Here is a 17,444-nt window from a genome sequence, read left to right on the forward strand (position 1 = left end):
TTTCATGGCTAAACTATACCACCTCATGGGATAGAAAGAGAGAGATTGAAAATACTTCGGGGATTGACCCCTCGCATTTTCCGCTATCCCCCTACCCCTTACTTCGTTGAAGGGGTAGCCCCTCGCGATTCGGGTGGGAAAGTTAAAGTTATAGCAACCGCCATGGCTGTTAGGACACATCATTTATGTAGAGACGCGCCATGGCGCGTCTCTACAATGGTGCCGAACGTCCTAATCGATGTGTCTATTGCTATAACGGCGGAGAGCGTCATTTGTCATTTGTCATTCGTCATTCGTCATTTGCTCCCCATCTTCCCCAACACCCATCAGGGTATAACTCTAATACAGCCGCGACAAATTAATTGTCCTGGGGTTAGAGTGAGTTCTTCGAGATCAACCTCTGATCCTAAATCAATCGTGAAATGTTCTAACGTGATCGGGGGCTGTTGAGCATTAATGTGAATCTGGAGGGGGTGGAGTCGCAGTTGTTGAGGTGTTGCCAGTTGAATGCCCGCATCAATCATAATCGGTATTTCTCTGGTCGCCTCCTTTGTCACAGTCCCTTTGAGAGTGAGTCGCTCCCCATCAATCGTAATCTGCTGCCAATTGATTTCGGATTCGTTCAGGGGTGGATACTGATCCGGTCGATTATAAGATTTAATAAATGTATTCAGTAAATCCGTTAAAGCATTTGATAATAAGGGAGCGTCCAGAGAGGCTTGCAGGTCACTCTCTCGCAGTATGAGTTGACCCGTAACTGGGATAGGTTCTAGGAGTTGTAAGGGTTTGCCTTTAAACACCTGAGTGAGATTGAAACGAATATTTGTCCCATCTAGCTGGATTTGCGACAGATGCAGTCCTTGATAGATAGCTCGACGAGCCGCAATAGATACCGTGGGAATGTATCCCCGCAGAATTTGGCGATCGCGACCCATCAGCTTAAACTGTAGTGTTTCCACTGCCTCCACCTGCGATCGCAGCCATAATTGCACGGCGGGGGATACCACTGTGCTAATCATCCGGCTGCCTTTGTCTGTCTCAGCTTTTGATTTATTAACGCCCATTGCCACAATTTCGGGTCAATCCTGTATTCTGACACAACAGGGATAGTCTCCGAGCAAGGCAATGAGCCGGTTAAAAAAACCAAACGCTTGCAATTCTCCGCATTCTTGTAATATTTGTACATGGTCTATTCTGGTCAGGGCTAGAAGTAGACTGATTCTCTCTAGCCACCTTAAAAGCCGGAGAGGTTTAACCAAACTCCTGCTGGATACTATAAGGATGGAGATCAACTTGGAACCAGCACGATCTGGGTTGAGACGAACTAGCTTACACAGGTAGTCAAGCCATGGAGGAAAGAGTACAAAAAATTATTTCACAGTGGGGTATCGCCTCACGGCGTCAAGCTGAGAAAATGATCGTAGCAGGACGTGTTCGGCTCAATGGCACTGTGGTGCAGCTAGGACAAAAAGCCAATCCGGAAACGGATTTGATTGAAGTGAATGGTCAGCGGCTCAAACCCAGTAATCGTCCTCAGGCAATTTATCTGTTGCTCAATAAACCCGTGGGTGTAGTCTCTACTTGTCGGAATTATCGGGTGTGTAATACCATTCTTGAGAAGCGTCGTACAGTTCTTGATTTACTGCCAAGCACGATTAGACAAGGTCAGGGCATCCATCCGGTGGGACGGTTGGACATGGAATCTACAGGAGCGTTAATTCTGACAAATGACGGAACACTAACCTATAAACTTACCCATCCTCGCCATCACGTTCCCAAAACGTATCGGGTTTGGGTCAAGGGTCATCCTCCTGAATCAATTCTCTCGGCTTGGCGTCAGGGTGTGGACTTGTCGGGTAGAACCACTTTACCTGCTCAAGTTCGAGTCCTCAAGCAGCAACCCGATAAAACACTTTTAGAAATTGTCTTGACAGAAGGGAGAAACCGCCAAATTCGTCGAGTTGCTGACCTGCTAGGCTATCCAGTAATCCATCTGCACCGCACGGCAATTGGTCCGATTCAATTACAACGACCGGGTGAACCGATACTGCTCAGTGGTCACTACCGTTATCTTGAAGAATTTGAAATCCGCTTCCTCCACAACCGAGTTCACTAACCCTTACGAAAACGTGCCAGCAGATATCAAGGAGTACCGTGTATGAAGGAGAATACGAGTCATTTGCAGCAGGAACAAGTTGAGAAGCTCGAAGTCATAGGCGCTCGCCTACGTCAGTTTCGCCTCGAACAGTCGATTACCTTAGAGGAAGTTGCGGCTCAAACCCGAATTCAGGCACGGCTTTTACAGGCGATTGAAGACGGAAAGATCGACCAGTTGCCAGAGCCTGTATACATTCGCGGCTTTATCCAGCGATTTGCTGAAGTGCTAGGACTCAACGGTACAGAACTTGCCAATGCTTTTCCGGTGGGAGCGAGTATCCAGTTGATCAGACCTCGTTGGCGGTATTTACCCGCTGCTCAATTGCGACCGCTTCATCTCTACCTGCTCTATATTCTGTTGGTGATTGGTTCGGTCAGTGGTTTATCTCACATTCTGAGTCGCTCGGCAGTGCAAGTGATTGAAGTTGACAATGCCCCCTCTGCCCAGCAGTTTCCGACACCGAAAAAGACTGAACCCAGACCACCGAAACAGTCCCTTGATATTAACCAATCGGCGGAAATTAGTCATGCCAGCCAAGATGGTAAACCCGTGCAGGTGGGTGTTACCCTGAAGGCTCAGTCTTGGATTCGAGTTGTTGTGGATGGTAAAACCGAATTTGAAGGCGTCTTGCCCGAAGGCACCCAGCGGACTTGGGTGGCGGATCAACAACTGATTGTCCGGGCGGGTAATGCCGGAGGCGTCTTGGTCGAGTTTAATGACCAAAGTGCTAAACAAATGGGCGCCCCCGGTGCGGTTGAGGAAATGACCTTTGCAGCTAATCCTCGGTCTTGATTGTCTGTTTGCTCAACAGATACAGCAGTTTGCTCTGCTATGCGGTACATTGTCGATCCCCCTAAATCCCCCTTAAAAAGGGGGACTTTGATCTACTGTACTTTATTACAGCGCAAAGCGCTGTATAACCCTCAAGAATCATGGGGTGTCCGACCATAAGTATAAATCAGGGTTTTGATGCGATCGCGCAGTTGATCCGTTAAGCTCTCTGCTCGATAACGCCATTTCCAGTTTCCCTCAGATGTACTGGGACGGTTCATCTGAGCCTCTGTACCCAAATCCAAGAAATCTTGGAAGGGAATCATGGCAAGATTGGCGACACTGCTGTAGGCTAACCGGATTAAATCCCAATTGATGCCTTCGGGACTTAACCCTCCTAAGTAACGAATTGCATTGTCTCGTTCATAGTCGGGGATCTGGTTAAACCAGCCGATTGTCGTGTTATTATCGTGAGTCCCGGTATAAATCAGACAGTTGCGCTCTATGTTAAAGGGTAAATAGGGATTATCTGGACCGCCACCAAAGGCAAAATGCAAAATCTTCATCCCCGGAAACCCAAATTGATCCCGCAATGCCTCGACTTCTGGGGTAATTACACCTAAATCCTCAGCGATAATCGGGAGTCCTTCTAATTCCCGCTTCAGGACTTTGAAAAATTTAGCTCCTGGTCCTTTGACCCAGCGCCCATTCATAGCAGTGTCTTCACCTTGGTCAACCTCCCAATACGCCTCAAAGCCGCGAAAATGATCGATTCGCAGCACATCGACGTACTCGAACATCATCTTCAGGCGCATGATCCACCAGTGATAGTTATTCTTTTCCATGCGTTCCCAGTCGTAAATCGGGTTCCCCCACAATTGACCGGTTTCACTGAAATAGTCTGGGGGAACACCCGCCATCAGCGAAGGTTCGCCTGTTTCCTCATCAATGGCAAACAGTTCTCGGTTTGACCAGACATCGGCGCTATTATGGGCGACATAAATCGGGATATCGCCAATAATCTGGATATTATGGTCATTAGCATACTGCTTCAACCAAGACCACTGGCGGAAAAACTCAAACTGGAAGTACTTTTGCTCATAAATGCGATCGCGTAACCGTTCTCGCCACTCCTTCACTGCTTGTGGTTCGGCTTTAGCAATGTTTGGCTCCCACAAATGCCAACTCACATCATCAAAGGTGTTGTGAAGTGCCATAAATAAGGCATAATCATCCAGCCAATAGGCGTGACGCTGACAAAATTGCTCGAATTCCTCCTGTTGTTCCGGGGACGCTTCCCGCTTAAAGCGATCGCAGGCTTTGAGCAGGAGGGATTTTTTCAAAGGAACGGCTCGCTCAAAGTCAATAGAATCCGGGGGAAACTCCGGTAGATGGGCGAGATCTTCCTTTGTGAGTAGCCCCTTCATTTGCAGTTGTTCTGGACTAATCAACATTGGGTTTCCCGCCATGGCGGAGTAGGACATATACGGCGAGTTACCAAACCCCGTGGGTCCGACGGGCAAGATCTGCCAGAATCGCTGATCGCTAGCCGCCAAAAAATCAATAAATTGATACGCTGGTGAGCCTAAGTCACCGAATCCATAGGGACTGGGTAAGCAAGTGGGATGCAGCAAAACACCACTCGATCTAGGAATCTGCATAAAGGATAGACCATAGTACAGCAAAGCAAGTCCTATCGACATTAGCACGCTAGGGAGACGTTAAAAAAGAGCCATCGTGGTAGATTTAACTCTGCCGATAGAGGTATTCTGAAAACAACGAACCCAAGGCGATCGCTACCCGTTACCTGAACTTAGCTTGTGACTTACCGAAATCCAGTTCCCACCGTCGATATCATTGTTGAACTCATAGATCGACCCTCGCGACCGATTATTCTAATCGAGCGCAAAAATCCCCCCCTAGGCTGGGCAATTCCTGGCGGCTTTGTCGATTACGGGGAATCGGTGGAAACCGCAGCGGTTCGCGAAGCGAAGGAAGAAATTGGCTTACAGGTGGAGTTAATTGAGCAGTTTCACGTCTATTCGGCACCTGACCGCGATCCGCGTAAGCATACCCTGAGTATTGTATTTCTCGCCACGGGGACAGGCGAACCCCAAGCCGCTGATGATGCCAAAAATTTGAATATTTTTAATCTGTGGGAGATTCCCACGAATCTTTGTTTCGATCATGACCAGATTTTGCGGGATTATCGACGTTATCGCCATTATCAGGTACGACCTCGTTATTGAGAAGCTGGGGGAGATGGGGTTGTAGAGACGTTCCGGTGGAACGTCTGGAAGATGGAGGAGATGGGGTAGCAAATAACCAAGGACGAATGACGAATGACGAATGACGAAGGACGAAGGACGATCCAATGAATGCGATCGCACAAACTCTAACCCCGATTGTGGGTGACTCTAACCTCTACCAGGGGGATACTTTACCTCCGCTATGGCAAGAGCGACTCAAGAGAGCTTATGGCGTAGACACGATTACCAGTACCCTTGTTTGTCCAACCACAATTCAACAGCTTTGTCAAGTAATGGAGTCTGCCAATACTCATAACTGGCAAGTTCTTCCCTGCGGGAATGGGAGTAAATTAGCTTGGGCGGGTGTCGGTAAACCCGTGGATTTGGTGATTAGTACCCAAAACCTGAATCAGGTGATTGATCATGCGGTGGGTGACTTGACAGTAACGGCGCAAGCGGGTGTGAAATTGGCAGATTTACAGCCAATACTGCTGAAAACCAATCAATTTTTGCCTCTCGAACCCGCCTACCCGGAATCCGCCACTCTGGGTGGAATTATTTCAACGGCGGATAGTGGCTCATGGCGACAACGCTATGGTGGGGTGCGGGATATGCTATTGGGAGTTTCCTTTGTCCGCAGTGATGGACAACTTGCCAAAGCTGGGGGACGAGTGGTGAAAAATGTGGCGGGTTATGACTTGATGAAACTGTTGACGGGGGCGTATGGCACCCTGGGAATTTTAACCGAGGTGACGTTTCGCTTGTATCCGGTACAGGAAGCATCGGGGACAGTGGTACTCACCGGAGACGCTGAGGCGATCGCATCAACAACCCAAACCTTACTTGCTTCCGCCCTAACCCCTACAGCCACCGATTTACTCTCGTCGGGATTGGTAAAACAATTGGATATCGGTCAAGGGATGGGCTTAATGGTACGCTTCCAAAGTGTCACCAAAAGTGTACAGGAGCAGTCGTCCCGGTTGCTAGATGTGGGGCAACAGTTGGGACTCCAAGGCACACTTTATCAGGATAGCGATGAAGTGACTCTATGGCAATCATTACCAGAACAAATCTGGGGAATGCCCCAATCCACCTCAATTACTTGCAAAATAGGGATAGTACCAACGGCGGCAGTAATGACTTTAACTGTACTGGATACTCTTACCTCTGGAACGGGATTAGGGTTAATTCATGCTGGAAGTGGCTTAGGAAAATTGCGGCTTAAACCTGAAACAGTGAAACCTGAGACGATTTTAAAGATGCGAGAGCATTGCCAATCCCACAGTGGTTTTTTGACGGTACTAGAGGCTCCAATTAGTGTAAAGCAACAGCTTGATGTTTGGGGATACAGTGGCAACGCTTTAGATATTATGCGTCAAATTAAACAGAAGTTTGATCCGAAAACCCTTTTAAGTCCTAATCGATTTGTCGGAAATATTTGAAGACAGAAGTCACAGAATCAGATTTGACCCTTCACAACTCTCAATGGAACCTGGTTTTTACGAATGTAGGGGCGGGTTTTACTATTATCTTTTATTTTGTTTGCTCCCGGATGTGATTAAACCCGCCCCGACTAAACCCCTAAAGTCTCACAATTTATTTATTTCTGCACATCTACCTCAAATAAAGCAATATGCAAACGGATTTTAAATTTCCCACACCAGATTCAGTCAAAGAAAGCGCAGCAACAGCCCCCTTAGAAACGGAACCAGAGGAGTCTCAAGTTCCTGGTTTTGACCCTAAAAATCCGCCCAAACAAGACTTAATCGATACTTGTGTTCACTGCGGATTTTGCCTCGCCACCTGTCCCAGTTACCGAGTGATTGGCAAGGAAATGGATTCACCGAGGGGACGGATTTATTTAATGGATGCGATTAATAAGGGTGAAGCACCATTAGCTGAGGGGACGACACAACATTTTGATTCCTGCTTAGGCTGTTTGGCTTGTGTGACGACCTGTCCCTCTGGCGTACAGTATGATAAGTTAATTTCAGCTACACGTCATCAGGTTGAACGAAATCAGCCTCGGAGTTTAGCCGATCGCATCGTTAGGGCGTTAATCTTTAATCTGTTTCCTTATCCGGGACGCCTGCGCCCCTTTCTTGCGCCACTTTATCTCTATCAAAAATTAGGATTACAAAAGCTGGTTCGGTCTACGGGATTACTCAAGCAAATAGTTCCCCGTTTAGCCGCAATGGATTCAATTTTACCGCAAATTACGTTAAAGTCCTTTCAGAATAACTTCCCGGATGTAATTCCGGCGCAAGGGGAAAAGCGGTATCGAGTGGGTGTGATTTTGGGATGTGTACAGCGGCTATTTTTCTCTCCGGTTAATGAAGCGACGGTACGAGTATTAACCGCGAATGGCTGTGAAGTTGTAATTCCCAAAACTCAAGGGTGTTGTGCTGCATTACCCGAACATCAGGGACAAACAGAACAAGCCCAAGCCTTGGCGCGACAAATGATTGATAGTTTTGAGGGGACGGGTGTTGATTATGTGATTATTAATGCCGCAGGCTGTGGTCATACGTTGAAGGAATATGGGCATATCTTAGACGATGATCCGGTGTATCGCCAGAAAGCGCAAGACTTTGCAGCGAAGGTGAGAGACGTACAGCAGTTTTTAGCTGAGGTAGGATTGACGGCTAAATTGTCACCATTGACCGATAAACCTTTGACAATGGTGTATCAAGATGCATGTCATTTGTTACATGGACAAAAGATTTCCTTACAACCGCGTCAGTTATTGCGGAAAATTCCGGGGGTAACATTACGCGAACCCATTGATGCGGCGCTATGTTGTGGGAGTGCGGGGGTTTATAATATGCTGCAACCGGAAATAGCGGATGAGTTGGGACAGCAAAAGGTTGAGAATCTGTTGAATACGGGGGCGGAGTTAATTGCGTCATCGAATCCGGGGTGTTCACTGCAAATTAAAAAGCATTTGAACTTGCAGGAGAAAGAGATATCCTTGATGCATCCGATGGAGTTGTTGGATTATTCCATTCGGGGCGAAAAGTTGAGGATTAGGGATTAGAGAATCGGAGTAGGGGCGCACAGACGTGCGTCCTGTACTGACGTGCGGAATGGATGAAAATGGATAAACCAGGATTTCTGATCACCTAAGGTGTATTACTGTAGGATGAGATAGCTGCTCGATTGACTCATGCCATACCTCACCCAAGCCGAAGCCATTCGCTGCGCGATCGCAAGCTGCACTCAAGCCTCTATCCTATGGTTAGATACGGAAGTCGCTGACTATAAAACCGATACGCCGCAATTGTCGTTAATTCAAGTCTTGGCGGATGGAAATGAACTCACGGCTGAGTCTGTCTGGATTCTCGATGTGTTATATCAGCCGGAACTCGCTGATGAGTTTATTGCTAAAGTAATGTACAATCCGGCAATTGAGAAAGTCTTTCACAACGCTAGTTATGACCGGAAATTTTTGGGTAAACGCAAGGCAAAAAATGTCACCTGTACCCTAGAACTGGCAAAAACGATTCCCTACTATCGCCTCCCTGTCCCCAATTATCAACTGAAAACCTTAACTGAATATTTTGGGATATGTCCCCAAGTGGATAAAACCGAACAAACAGGCGACTGGCGCAAACGTCCCCTCTCCCCCCGCCAACTGGATTACGCGGCGAAGGATGTCGTCTATGTGGCTCACCTTCACCGTCATTTATTAGACTTAGCTCAACCTGACCCCGCCACAGAGGATATTGAAGCCCTAACCTTACGCTATCGACAAATCGAGCATCGCTGGAAACAACTGGATACGGAAATTCAGCAAATTAAGGAACGGCTGAAAGCAGCTATGCAAGCGCAAAATGTCAAAAAAGTCCATGGATTTCGTTTATCCAGTCAAAATCGTACCAGCAAAAAAGTTGCGTTTCATCAATTAGCAGAAGTGACAAAAAAACTAGGGATTGAGTTAGATATATCAGTACAATTGACGAAATCCCTACAACAAAAGTTAGGGGAGGTAATGGAAGAATTGCCCGTAGAAGAAGAGAATAAAACGACTTGGCGACTCTCGATTACTGAGCCAGAGGAGGAAGACTTGCCGTTTTGACAGACATGCCATGGCACATCTCTACAGGTATATCATGTTCTTTTCGTCGTTATCATCGAAATCCTGGAATTTTTAGAGGATGCGTAAGCAGAATTAGCCCTAAGACAGGGGGTGAAACTGTTGCCTATTGCCTATTGCCTATTGCCTATTGCCTATTGCCTATTGCCTATTGCCTATTGCCTGTTGCCTATTGCCTACCCTCACCAGAAAACTTATTCAGCAACCCCTAAATCACTTTAATCAAGCCGTGACGTACTCCATAAATTAAACGGGTAATGGCATCCTCAGCCTCAGGACTCAATGTATCTTCTAACGGTGCTGTCATTAACTCATACCACTGCGAGAAGCTAATTTGTCCAGTTTGCATAGTTTGGGCAAACACTAGGGCTAAATGAGATGAGCTGCGGCTGAAATTTTGTCGTTGTATTTTTTCTGCAAGTATCATAAAATTTACCAAATTCTAAAAATATTCTTTAGCCACACCAAGATTTTAATCAAAATTTTAGATTTTGTCTGTAAAAATGGGCGATAAACCCTGAGGTAATAAGTAAAGAATTGTAACAAAAACGAAAATTCATCGCTACTGTTACGGCTTTATGTTCAAACGCAAAAGCGATCGCACCCAACCTCTTATACTATCATTGACGACCCTGAGCGAAGCCGAAGGGTTTCATGTGGTGTATTTTGAGTCCTCCCAAGACTTAGAAATGGCGGATGTGGACATTGGTGAAGTGCTACTGGCGATCGCACGCCAGATTAGTCAAAGTTTAACCGATATTGCCCTGGTTGAACCCAGGAGGCTGCGAGAACGGTTGAATCGGTATTTGGGACCCCAGAAGAATCAGTTGGTGGATGCAATTAATCAGGAATTGATTGAACCTGCGATCGCATCCCTAAAAGCGATCGGTAAAAATGGATTGGTGGTGATTGTGGATAACCTTGACCGCCTGGATAGTCGCCCTTTAGATGAAGTGGTGGCAGATTGTGGGGAGGAGAATCGGCAGGCGGCGCAACAAGCCGCTAAAACCACCCAAGAAGCCGCCCAAATCGCTCAGAACGAAGCCCAGGAGGGAACGAGACTGGAACGAGAGGGGACGAATGCTATCAAAGAATTTGCATATCAACCGCTCAATGCTTTAGTTGCTGCCATGGAACCGACTCACCGAACTCAAGGGGCATCAGGGTACTGTCAACAGCGCCAACTTTAGCCCCGATGGGCAGCGGATTGTCACTGCCTCAGATGATAAAACCGCCCGGGTGTGGCGGACTGATGGGTTAGACTCGCTGTTAGCGCAAGGCTGTGACTGGTTGAATCAGCATCTGATATTTAATCCCCAAGATTTAGAAACATTAGCAGTTTGCCAAACCCCCGCCAACAAAACCGCCGCCGCCCAATTTTGGGTTTACCAGGGTGAAACCCAAGCCAGGAACGGGAATATTGAGCCAGCCGTGGAACTCTTCCGCAAAGCTTTAGCTTGGAATCCCAATTTCAACCTCAATCCTCAACAAAAAGCCCAGCAATTAGCGGAAGCCTCAGAGTTAGTTACACAGGGAGAAGCGGCATTTGTCATTCGTCATACCAAATCCGCCTTTATTACCCCCTGCAAGAGGAGGCGATTGAAATCGCAGCTACACAAACAAAGTCCGCCTGCGCGGACTAGGTTATAACGGGGGTAGCGTTCCCCGGATTTGGTATAAGGCTGGGGTTTGTAATGTATCCCTAATCTGATTCAGTGATAGGATTAGCTTCAGCATTGGAGGAGATTCTTCACTTCGCTTCGCTGCGTTCTCCAATGACATACAGCAGTTTGCTCTGCTATGCGGTACATTGTCGATCCCCCTAAATCCCCCTTAAAAAGGGGGACTTTGATCGACTGTACTTTATTACAGCGAAAAGCGCTGTAAGCTGTTCGGCATTTAAACCTTAATATCAGTAATGGCGAAAGCCTTGTAGTGCGTTAAGCGAAGCCATGCCGCAGGCTTTGCATCTTGCTCGCTACTAATACCCAATTGAAATGCATGACAGCTTATCCGGGTGTTGGGTTGAGGTGGTGGGTTGCTGGGGGAGTGCGATCGCATTCATAATCCTATTGAGTGATTTTTGGGAATGCAAAAAGAACTCCCCTCTCCCCCGGTGGGAGAGGGGTTGGGGGAGAGGGGGTTGTGGATTAAGTTGACACGACAGGTGCAGGGACAATAATATAACCCGTGCTGACATCACCCAATACCCAATTCCGCTCAATCCCCCAATACCACCAGTACGCCCCAATATAGGCACAGATTAAACTATCCAGTTTATCTTCTAGTTCCTTCAGCGTCGCCCCAGTCAAGCGTTCCGAAAAACTATCCTTTAAACCATCAATCCCATCAAGTTTGGGTTCTAAACTCGGCAATTCCTCCCTAATCAAATGATAAAGTTTTAATAATTCCCCTTGACGTTCTGCCACTCTTCCTTTTTTATATTTCAAAATCCGATTTAAGCCAAACAAATGCACAATCGCGGGATGGGGAAAAACCTCGATTTGATAGCGTCCCAGGGTTTTGGGTGTTATCTGGGGGGCGTGAATAAACCCCCGTGCTTCCAAACTCAAACCAAACTCTATCGTGCGTTGGGCAAAAGGGCGCTGGCGATTGGCGGGATAGCAACCTGCGTGGTAACGGTGAAAATACCGATGGCTGAGTTTATCCGGGATACGCATTCCCGTGGCGTTAGGAATCAGTGTGGGGGCGTCTACGGCGATGAGAGCGGGTTCAGTGGCGGCTGTCCAATCATCAATCCAATTCAGAATATCTGCTGTAGCTTGTTTGCGGTTTAATTCTAATAGCTGAAGCTGTCCATCTGACCAATTTAAGCAACATAAACCACTTGCACCCGACGTCCAACCGAGATCAATTCCGATAAATTTCATGGGATAAAAAATACTGACCCAAAAACAGTAGGGGCGCACCGACGTGCATTGGTGTCAACTACAGGCGAGAAAACCAATGCTGGCAAGGTTTTAACCTGTGTCTATCTACTCCTCGACATTTTCCCCCTCATCCCCTAACCCCAACTCCGGACCCCCCTCGTTCCCCCCTACAAGAGGGGGGAGGACAGAGGATGTTTCACTTTTTTTGCACGGGGATGACAGCGGATGCTTCGCTTTTGTTGCACGGGAGAAGGGGAACCGGATTCTCTTGCTCCCCTCTTGCTCCCCTCTCCCAAGCTTGGGAGAGGGGCTGGGGGTGAGGGCTGGCGTGGGAGAGGGGTTGAGCTAAAGTTGATAAGGATGACCGACGTGCGCCCAATTTCACCGTCAAATCTATGCCGCCATTTTAGCTGTGTCAGTCCACTACAAAGTTGACAGGCTCCCTTCTCGTTCAATCACATTGACTCCACGGGTTGCACGGATTGACACTGAGAGGTTAACCATTCATACCAACCCTCTAGCCCAACGCCTGTTTTTGCCGAAACCTGAAACACCTGCATCTGAGGATTCACGGTTCGTGCATACTCAATACAGCGTTCCACATCAAAGTCTACATAAGGCAACAGGTCAATTTTCGTGAGAATCATCACTTGGCTAGCCCGGAAGATATGAGGATATTTAATCGGCTTATCATCGCCCTCAGTTACCGATAAAATCGCCACCTTCGCCTGTTCACCCAAATCAAATAAAGCGGGACAAACCAAATTTCCCACATTCTCAATCATGACCACAGAATTGAGGGGAGGATTGAGTTGAGTGCAACCCCGTTCCACCATCGCCGCTTCCAGATGACACCCGGTTCCGGTATTAATTTGGACAACCTTACACCCGGTTGCTTGAATCTTCTGGGCATCATTCGCTGTCGCTTGATCCCCTTCAATTACATTAATCGGTAATTGTGCCTGTAAATCCTGAATCGTGCGCGTCAACAACGTCGTTTTACCCGCCCCCGGAGAACTAACTAGATTTAGCGCCAAAATATTACGCCCTCTAAACCATCCCCGATTTTGGGCAGCAATTAGGTTATTTTTTGCCAGGATATCCGCTTCCAGGGAAATTTTTGTACCGTGAACCTGGGCGTGAACTTGAGAGACTTCATCGTGGTGATTTCCCGACGAGTCGTGAGTGTGAGTGTGGGTGATGACTCGACCATCGGGTAAGGTGTGAGTATGGGAGTGGCTAGATGAGGAGGAGTGCGTGACAACAGACCCATCAGGTAATGTATGGGTATGATTCGGGTCGTGATTGGAGTTAGCCATGGCAACAACCTCCCCCGTTTCCGGATTGGTAAGCGTGGTGTCAGCGCCATCAGAACAGCCGCAGGTTACACACATGGTTCGACCTCCATTTCCTTAATTTTCAGTTCTTGACCCGATATTATATCCAGTTCTACACTACCGCATTCACAGAGACCAAAGGGTTGATCGAGGGGAATTTGAGCATCACAGTGACGACAGCGACCAATACCCGGAATTTCAATGATATCCAGAGTTGCCCCTTCTAAGGGAGTGTCTTTGCTACAAACATCAAAACAAAATAACACCGCATCAGGCATTATCGCCGCTAACTGACCAATTTCTAGGCAGACTCGTCGCACTTTCGCCCCCTGCGCGTGTTCGGCAACGATATCAACGATATTTTGTGTGATTCCCAGTTCGTGCAATGATCTATTCCGTTACAGAGGATCTCCGATTTAATTTTATCTCGTTTTTAGGTAAGAGCGTAGGTGATCAAGGGAAAGCTTCCCGAAGCCTAATTGAGATGCTCTTAGCCTGGGGAATATGTTAGGACATCACTTAGTCCAAGAGGGAACTCTTAACAGGGAAATACGTTAGGACATCACTTAGTCCAAGAGGGAACTCTTAACAGGGAAGAGGAAACATTAAAGAATGTCCTAACCTGTCTTAGTACCGCTATACCTAATCCCTTTAAAGGTACAGAAATACCTTGGTATCACTCCTCCAAAACCTGGGGCCAGTTCTGATTAGCTTGAGCAATATGTCCCGGAACATCCTTTTCCCAACGTTGCTGAATACGTCGATTGAAATTTAGGTAAAGTTTACCGTCCACAATTTTCCAAGCATTCGGATCAATCGGAGCCGTGTAGCCTTGGCTTACCGCCCAAGCGCAATACCCCCCATATTGAGGAGCATATTGCTCAGGATTATTGGCAAACAAGTCACGATTTTCTGCACTGGCAAATCGCCAGGTAGCTCCTTGCCATTCGTATTCAAATTCGGCACGACCTGGAAGCGGTTGTCCTTGGGTAAAGTATGCCACAGGATCGGTGCCTTTAATCGCCACCCCATCCTCTACATAAAAGCTGACTAGAGTTGTTGGCTTGTTAGCAGGATTAGCCACAGGGCTAGGATTGCTTTGTTGAGTTTGGCTTTCCACGTTAGCAGAGGGAGTTGTATTGGCATTATTGCAAGCGGTTAAGCCCAGCAAGACAATAGAGGCGAAGGTTAAGTAGGTAATTTTCATTGATGCTGGTGTTTCTGGAACTGATTTTCTCACGTAATGACTAGAATACTACTGGGTTCTGAAACGGTGGTGAAAGTTAGATGAGTTAAGACTGAGCCATCCGAAGAAAGCGCTTAAGTGGAATGGTACTCAATTAAGGCTGGTGGGCAATGCCCACCCTACGGAATATTTAGGGTTTTCCCTGAAGTTATACCAAGTTGCAGTCTAAGGTAGAATCTGTCATGCTGAGCAGAATGCAGTGAAACGGAATGACGCTCGCGCATCTGTCCAGATTCTCGTATCTCGTTCCTCGCTATAGCGAAAGCTTCACGCTTCGCTCTTCCTAGACATGATAGAACGCAACTTGGTATTAGTCCATTTTAATGGACTTGAGCTTTTAGCCCGGAGTTTGAACTCCGGGCTACTCCGGGCTACTCCGGGCTCCGGGCAGGTTTTCGGGCTTACTCACACCCTTGCTCAGAGATTTCGCCATCGGGCATAATCACACCGCAAAGGTTCGCCCGTTTTAGGTTCGCATCAGTCAAATTTGTTAATCTCAAATAAGTCCCCCTCAAATCAGCCCCTTTGAGATTCGCATCGGTCAAATCTGCCCGTCTCAAGTCGGCTTCTCTGAGATCAGCCCCTCTCAAATCCGCATCTTTCAAATCAGTATCTCTCAGATCAGCAAGTCTCAAGTCTGCATCTCTCAAATTCGCCCCTTCTAAAGCACATCGGCGACAGGCTCCAGTTTCCAATAATTGGCGAACCTGATCCGCATTTTCTGCCCGGATAGGAGTCGCTAATCCTAATCCAGTCAGGAAAAAAACCATTACTAAGATTTTTGGATACATTTTTCCTTTCTTTGTCAAGTGCCTATAGATGTATTGTGCCAAACTCCACGGTAGAGATTTCTTTATATAGTCCCGAATCATCCAATCAATTCAACCTAACTTGTGAACTCTCTAGCAAATGAGTTCGTTACCCTGAAAGATAGTGACATACAGAAGCTTAATTATGAACGAACCAATTCGCACCGAAGAAAGCGTCGAAGAGATTAACGCTAACACCGTTCCTCTAGAAAATGAGTTACAGTCTATTGAACCCGACGTTGATACCACAACCCAAGTCAATGTCGAAGAATTCACCATTAGTGGCGATGACTTAGTGGGTAAAGTGAGGGAACTGATCCATCAGGGTAATATTCGCCGGATTATCGTCAAGAACGAAGAAGATCAAATCTTAATCGAAATTCCCCTAACCGTTGGCGTCGTGGGTGGAGTCGTTGGGGTGACGCTGTTTCCCGTCATCGCGGCTGTCGGCGCGATCGGGGCGCTGGTTGCTCGTTTGAAACTCGTGATTGAGCGACGAGAATAACCCTTGGACAATACGAAAAATCAGGGATTGGAATAAGGGCGGGTTTTGTCCTTCGGTTATCAGTGACAATCCGATTGAATGGCTAAACCCGCCCCTACAATTGGCTTAATGCCTTCTGTTGTCCATCAGCGCAAAAATTCTGAAGGCAAAAGCGGTTGATTTGTTTGTTCAGTTTTCAACGTCGGCGGACGTACATTCCCAGGCGTTGGAGGTTTTGGTGGAAGTTCATAGCGCTGCGTTCCCCAACCCCAATTCCTATCTTCAGGTTTAACCACAGGGGGAGTTTTTCGACCCGTTGGCAAAGGAATCCGTTGGCTTTGAGTGACTTTAACATAAGGCTGACCTTCGTTCGTAAAGCGAACCAGTTGACCTTCAAGTTCGGGTGTCTGGATGGTTTGATTTTCTACAGTTGGCAGTTGACCCTGTGGATCAAATAATGCCACAAATGATACATCAGCAGAGGGTTGCAAGGAGTCACCAATGGGCGATTGATCCAGTTGCCATGCTTCCCGGAAATGTCCATCGGGCGCTACTTGCCATAAATTTAGCGTGGCTTGCCATTTTCCGTCCTCAACTCTGACCACTTGACGATCCAGAATGGAATAAGGAGAATACGATTCATCGCGATAAACCGCCTGATCCGGAAACCGTAAATCGCGAATTGCGGCTACGGTAATTTGACTTTGATCAGGGAGATTAGTTGTGCCACTCAAGCTGTAGAGTCCAGGACGACCTGCGGCTTGGGAGTTTAGGGTTAACTTGATACCTTCTGAGTCTTGAAATGAACAGCTTGTACACCAAAGTAATAGTAGGACTACAATCGTCCAATTCCGAAAAAAAGATAGGCAGCGCATTTTATTTGTCATTTGTCATTTGTCATTCGTCATTTGTCTTCGGAGCCAAGTATTCCCCTGTAGGGGCGGGTTTAGGGACTCTGTAGGGGCGGGTTTAGGAACTCTGTAGGGGCGGGTTCAGGAACTCTGTAGGGGCGGGTTTAGGGACTAAAGTCAGCTATTCACCGATAACTGAACAGCAAAACCCGCCCTTTCTCACCGATAACTGAACAGCAAAACCCGCCCTTTCTCACCGATAAGTGATCAGCAAAACCCGCCCTTATTCAATTGTCGGGGTTCTGTAGAGGCGTACATAAGTCATAAATTCTAGGGGACACAATGCTTCCACTACCAATAATTGTGCTGAATTGAGATGCTTCCCTAACCGACTACGTCTGGAACAGCATCGGATTTGATGGCTGATCCAATGTTATAGTAGTCCCATCGACTGACTATCATAGCAATTTTATTGGCATACTGTGTAGGTATGTACCATCAAATCTTGGAGCTGGGATGAACGAAGGTATATTAGCTTATTTTTACTGGTTT

General features: G+C 47.2%; 18 protein-coding genes. 9 read left to right on the forward strand and 9 right to left on the reverse strand.

The annotated features are described in order from the left end of the window. Positions 1 to 326: 326 nt before the first annotated feature. The gene (locus RH949_RS19090) at positions 327 to 1,064 is read right to left on the reverse strand and encodes an LmeA family phospholipid-binding protein (protein ID WP_446355329.1); all 738 of its coding nucleotides are present in this window, start codon (positions 1,062 to 1,064) and stop codon (positions 327 to 329) included. 284 nt (positions 1,065 to 1,348) lie between these two features. On the opposite strand from RH949_RS19090, the gene RH949_RS19095 reads away from it, so the two are divergent. Together RH949_RS19095 and RH949_RS19100 are read left to right on the forward strand one after the other, a co-directional pair. Then, positions 1,349 to 2,116, forward strand: a complete 768-nt coding sequence (locus RH949_RS19095; RefSeq protein ID WP_006105488.1) for a pseudouridine synthase — start codon at positions 1,349 to 1,351, stop codon at positions 2,114 to 2,116. A gap of 42 nt (positions 2,117 to 2,158) precedes the next feature. After that, the gene (locus RH949_RS19100; RefSeq protein WP_044210666.1) at positions 2,159 to 2,950 is read left to right on the forward strand and encodes a helix-turn-helix domain-containing protein; all 792 of its coding nucleotides are present in this window, start codon (positions 2,159 to 2,161) and stop codon (positions 2,948 to 2,950) included. Positions 2,951 to 3,081: 131 nt separating this feature from the next. Here the strand turns inward: RH949_RS19100 and malQ are convergent, their stop codons facing one another. Next, positions 3,082 to 4,590, reverse strand: a complete 1,509-nt coding sequence (gene malQ / locus RH949_RS19105; protein ID WP_446355332.1) for a 4-alpha-glucanotransferase — start codon at positions 4,588 to 4,590, stop codon at positions 3,082 to 3,084. Positions 4,591 to 4,749: 159 nt separating this feature from the next. Here malQ and RH949_RS19110 point away from each other — a divergent pair, with 159 nt between their 5' ends. The 4 genes from RH949_RS19110 (at position 4,750) to RH949_RS19125 (ending at position 9,256) form a co-directional block, all read left to right on the forward strand. Further along, positions 4,750 to 5,178, forward strand: a complete 429-nt coding sequence (locus RH949_RS19110; protein ID WP_006105561.1) for an NUDIX domain-containing protein — start codon at positions 4,750 to 4,752, stop codon at positions 5,176 to 5,178. A gap of 125 nt (positions 5,179 to 5,303) precedes the next feature. Continuing rightward, entirely contained in the window at positions 5,304 to 6,620 is a 1,317-nt protein-coding gene (locus RH949_RS19115; RefSeq protein WP_446355334.1) for an FAD-binding oxidoreductase, read from the forward strand. A gap of 191 nt (positions 6,621 to 6,811) precedes the next feature. Then, complete coding sequence (locus RH949_RS19120; RefSeq protein WP_446355336.1) at positions 6,812 to 8,215, forward strand: (Fe-S)-binding protein; 1,404 nt, start codon at positions 6,812 to 6,814, stop codon at positions 8,213 to 8,215. 129 nt (positions 8,216 to 8,344) lie between these two features. Then, the gene (locus RH949_RS19125) at positions 8,345 to 9,256 is read left to right on the forward strand and encodes a ribonuclease D (RefSeq protein WP_446355338.1); all 912 of its coding nucleotides are present in this window, start codon (positions 8,345 to 8,347) and stop codon (positions 9,254 to 9,256) included. Between the two features lie 226 nt (positions 9,257 to 9,482). Here the strand turns inward: RH949_RS19125 and RH949_RS19130 are convergent, their stop codons facing one another. Next, complete coding sequence (locus RH949_RS19130) at positions 9,483 to 9,701, reverse strand: hypothetical protein (RefSeq protein WP_006105499.1); 219 nt, start codon at positions 9,699 to 9,701, stop codon at positions 9,483 to 9,485. A gap of 151 nt (positions 9,702 to 9,852) precedes the next feature. On the opposite strand from RH949_RS19130, the gene RH949_RS19135 reads away from it, so the two are divergent. Both RH949_RS19135 and RH949_RS19140 read left to right on the forward strand, forming a co-directional pair. Further along, positions 9,853 to 10,464, forward strand: a complete 612-nt coding sequence (locus tag RH949_RS19135) for a hypothetical protein (protein WP_446355340.1) — start codon at positions 9,853 to 9,855, stop codon at positions 10,462 to 10,464. Further along, complete coding sequence (locus RH949_RS19140) at positions 10,397 to 10,924, forward strand: hypothetical protein (protein WP_446355342.1); 528 nt, start codon at positions 10,397 to 10,399, stop codon at positions 10,922 to 10,924. Before RH949_RS19135 ends, RH949_RS19140 begins: the two co-directional genes overlap by 68 nt. A gap of 500 nt (positions 10,925 to 11,424) precedes the next feature. Here RH949_RS19140 and RH949_RS19145 read toward each other — a convergent pair whose 3' ends face one another. The 5 genes from RH949_RS19145 to RH949_RS19165 form a co-directional block, all read right to left on the reverse strand. After that, positions 11,425 to 12,165 carry a DUF429 domain-containing protein gene (locus RH949_RS19145; RefSeq protein WP_446355344.1) on the reverse strand — a complete coding sequence of 247 codons (741 nt, stop codon included), beginning with the start codon at positions 12,163 to 12,165 and terminating at the stop codon, positions 11,425 to 11,427. Between the two features lie 455 nt (positions 12,166 to 12,620). Further along, entirely contained in the window at positions 12,621 to 13,559 is a 939-nt protein-coding gene (gene hypB / locus RH949_RS19150; protein WP_006105556.1) for a hydrogenase nickel incorporation protein HypB, read from the reverse strand. Beyond that, positions 13,550 to 13,888 (reverse strand): hydrogenase maturation nickel metallochaperone HypA/HybF, encoded by a 339-nt coding sequence (locus RH949_RS19155; protein ID WP_006105483.1) that lies wholly within the window; start codon positions 13,886 to 13,888, stop codon positions 13,550 to 13,552. Before RH949_RS19155 ends, hypB begins: the two co-directional genes overlap by 10 nt. Positions 13,889 to 14,178: 290 nt before the next feature. After that, positions 14,179 to 14,709 (reverse strand): YHS domain-containing (seleno)protein, encoded by a 531-nt coding sequence (locus RH949_RS19160; protein ID WP_446355347.1) that lies wholly within the window; start codon positions 14,707 to 14,709, stop codon positions 14,179 to 14,181. Positions 14,710 to 15,149: 440 nt separating this feature from the next. Then, entirely contained in the window at positions 15,150 to 15,539 is a 390-nt protein-coding gene (locus RH949_RS19165) for a pentapeptide repeat-containing protein (protein ID WP_446355349.1), read from the reverse strand. A gap of 163 nt (positions 15,540 to 15,702) precedes the next feature. On the opposite strand from RH949_RS19165, the gene RH949_RS19170 reads away from it, so the two are divergent. Then, positions 15,703 to 16,062 (forward strand): DUF4342 domain-containing protein, encoded by a 360-nt coding sequence (locus tag RH949_RS19170; RefSeq protein ID WP_044210663.1) that lies wholly within the window; start codon positions 15,703 to 15,705, stop codon positions 16,060 to 16,062. Positions 16,063 to 16,187: 125 nt separating this feature from the next. On the opposite strand, the gene RH949_RS19175 is transcribed toward RH949_RS19170, so the two are convergent. Beyond that, entirely contained in the window at positions 16,188 to 16,928 is a 741-nt protein-coding gene (locus tag RH949_RS19175) for a hypothetical protein (protein ID WP_044210661.1), read from the reverse strand. Between the last annotated feature and the right edge of the window lie 516 nt (positions 16,929 to 17,444).

This window comes from Coleofasciculus sp. A1-SPW-01 (assembly GCF_040217205.1).
In the GTDB taxonomy this organism is placed as follows: Bacteria; Cyanobacteriota; Cyanobacteriia; order Cyanobacteriales; family Coleofasciculaceae; genus Coleofasciculus; species Coleofasciculus chthonoplastes_A.

Excerpts from the sequence above, each read along its gene's own strand:
- RH949_RS19090 (WP_446355329.1), bottom strand. The coding sequence starts at position 1,064 with ATGGGCGTTAATAAATCAAAAGCTGAGACAGACAAAGGCAGCCGGATG.
- RH949_RS19095 (WP_006105488.1), top strand. The coding sequence starts at position 1,349 with ATGGAGGAAAGAGTACAAAAAATTATTTCACAGTGGGGTATCGCCTCA.
- RH949_RS19100 (WP_044210666.1), top strand. The coding sequence starts at position 2,159 with ATGAAGGAGAATACGAGTCATTTGCAGCAGGAACAAGTTGAGAAGCTC.
- malQ (WP_446355332.1), bottom strand. The coding sequence starts at position 4,590 with ATGCAGATTCCTAGATCGAGTGGTGTTTTGCTGCATCCCACTTGCTTA.
- RH949_RS19115 (WP_446355334.1), top strand. The coding sequence starts at position 5,304 with ATGAATGCGATCGCACAAACTCTAACCCCGATTGTGGGTGACTCTAAC.
- RH949_RS19120 (WP_446355336.1), top strand. The coding sequence starts at position 6,812 with ATGCAAACGGATTTTAAATTTCCCACACCAGATTCAGTCAAAGAAAGC.
- RH949_RS19125 (WP_446355338.1), top strand. The coding sequence starts at position 8,345 with ATGCCATACCTCACCCAAGCCGAAGCCATTCGCTGCGCGATCGCAAGC.
- RH949_RS19130 (WP_006105499.1), bottom strand. The coding sequence starts at position 9,701 with ATGATACTTGCAGAAAAAATACAACGACAAAATTTCAGCCGCAGCTCA.
- RH949_RS19135 (WP_446355340.1), top strand. The coding sequence starts at position 9,853 with ATGTTCAAACGCAAAAGCGATCGCACCCAACCTCTTATACTATCATTG.
- RH949_RS19145 (WP_446355344.1), bottom strand. The coding sequence starts at position 12,165 with ATGAAATTTATCGGAATTGATCTCGGTTGGACGTCGGGTGCAAGTGGT.
- hypB (WP_006105556.1), bottom strand. The coding sequence starts at position 13,559 with ATGTGTGTAACCTGCGGCTGTTCTGATGGCGCTGACACCACGCTTACC.
- RH949_RS19160 (WP_446355347.1), bottom strand. The coding sequence starts at position 14,709 with ATGAAAATTACCTACTTAACCTTCGCCTCTATTGTCTTGCTGGGCTTA.
- RH949_RS19165 (WP_446355349.1), bottom strand. The coding sequence starts at position 15,539 with ATGTATCCAAAAATCTTAGTAATGGTTTTTTTCCTGACTGGATTAGGA.
- RH949_RS19170 (WP_044210663.1), top strand. The coding sequence starts at position 15,703 with ATGAACGAACCAATTCGCACCGAAGAAAGCGTCGAAGAGATTAACGCT.
- RH949_RS19175 (WP_044210661.1), bottom strand. The coding sequence starts at position 16,928 with ATGACAAATAAAATGCGCTGCCTATCTTTTTTTCGGAATTGGACGATT.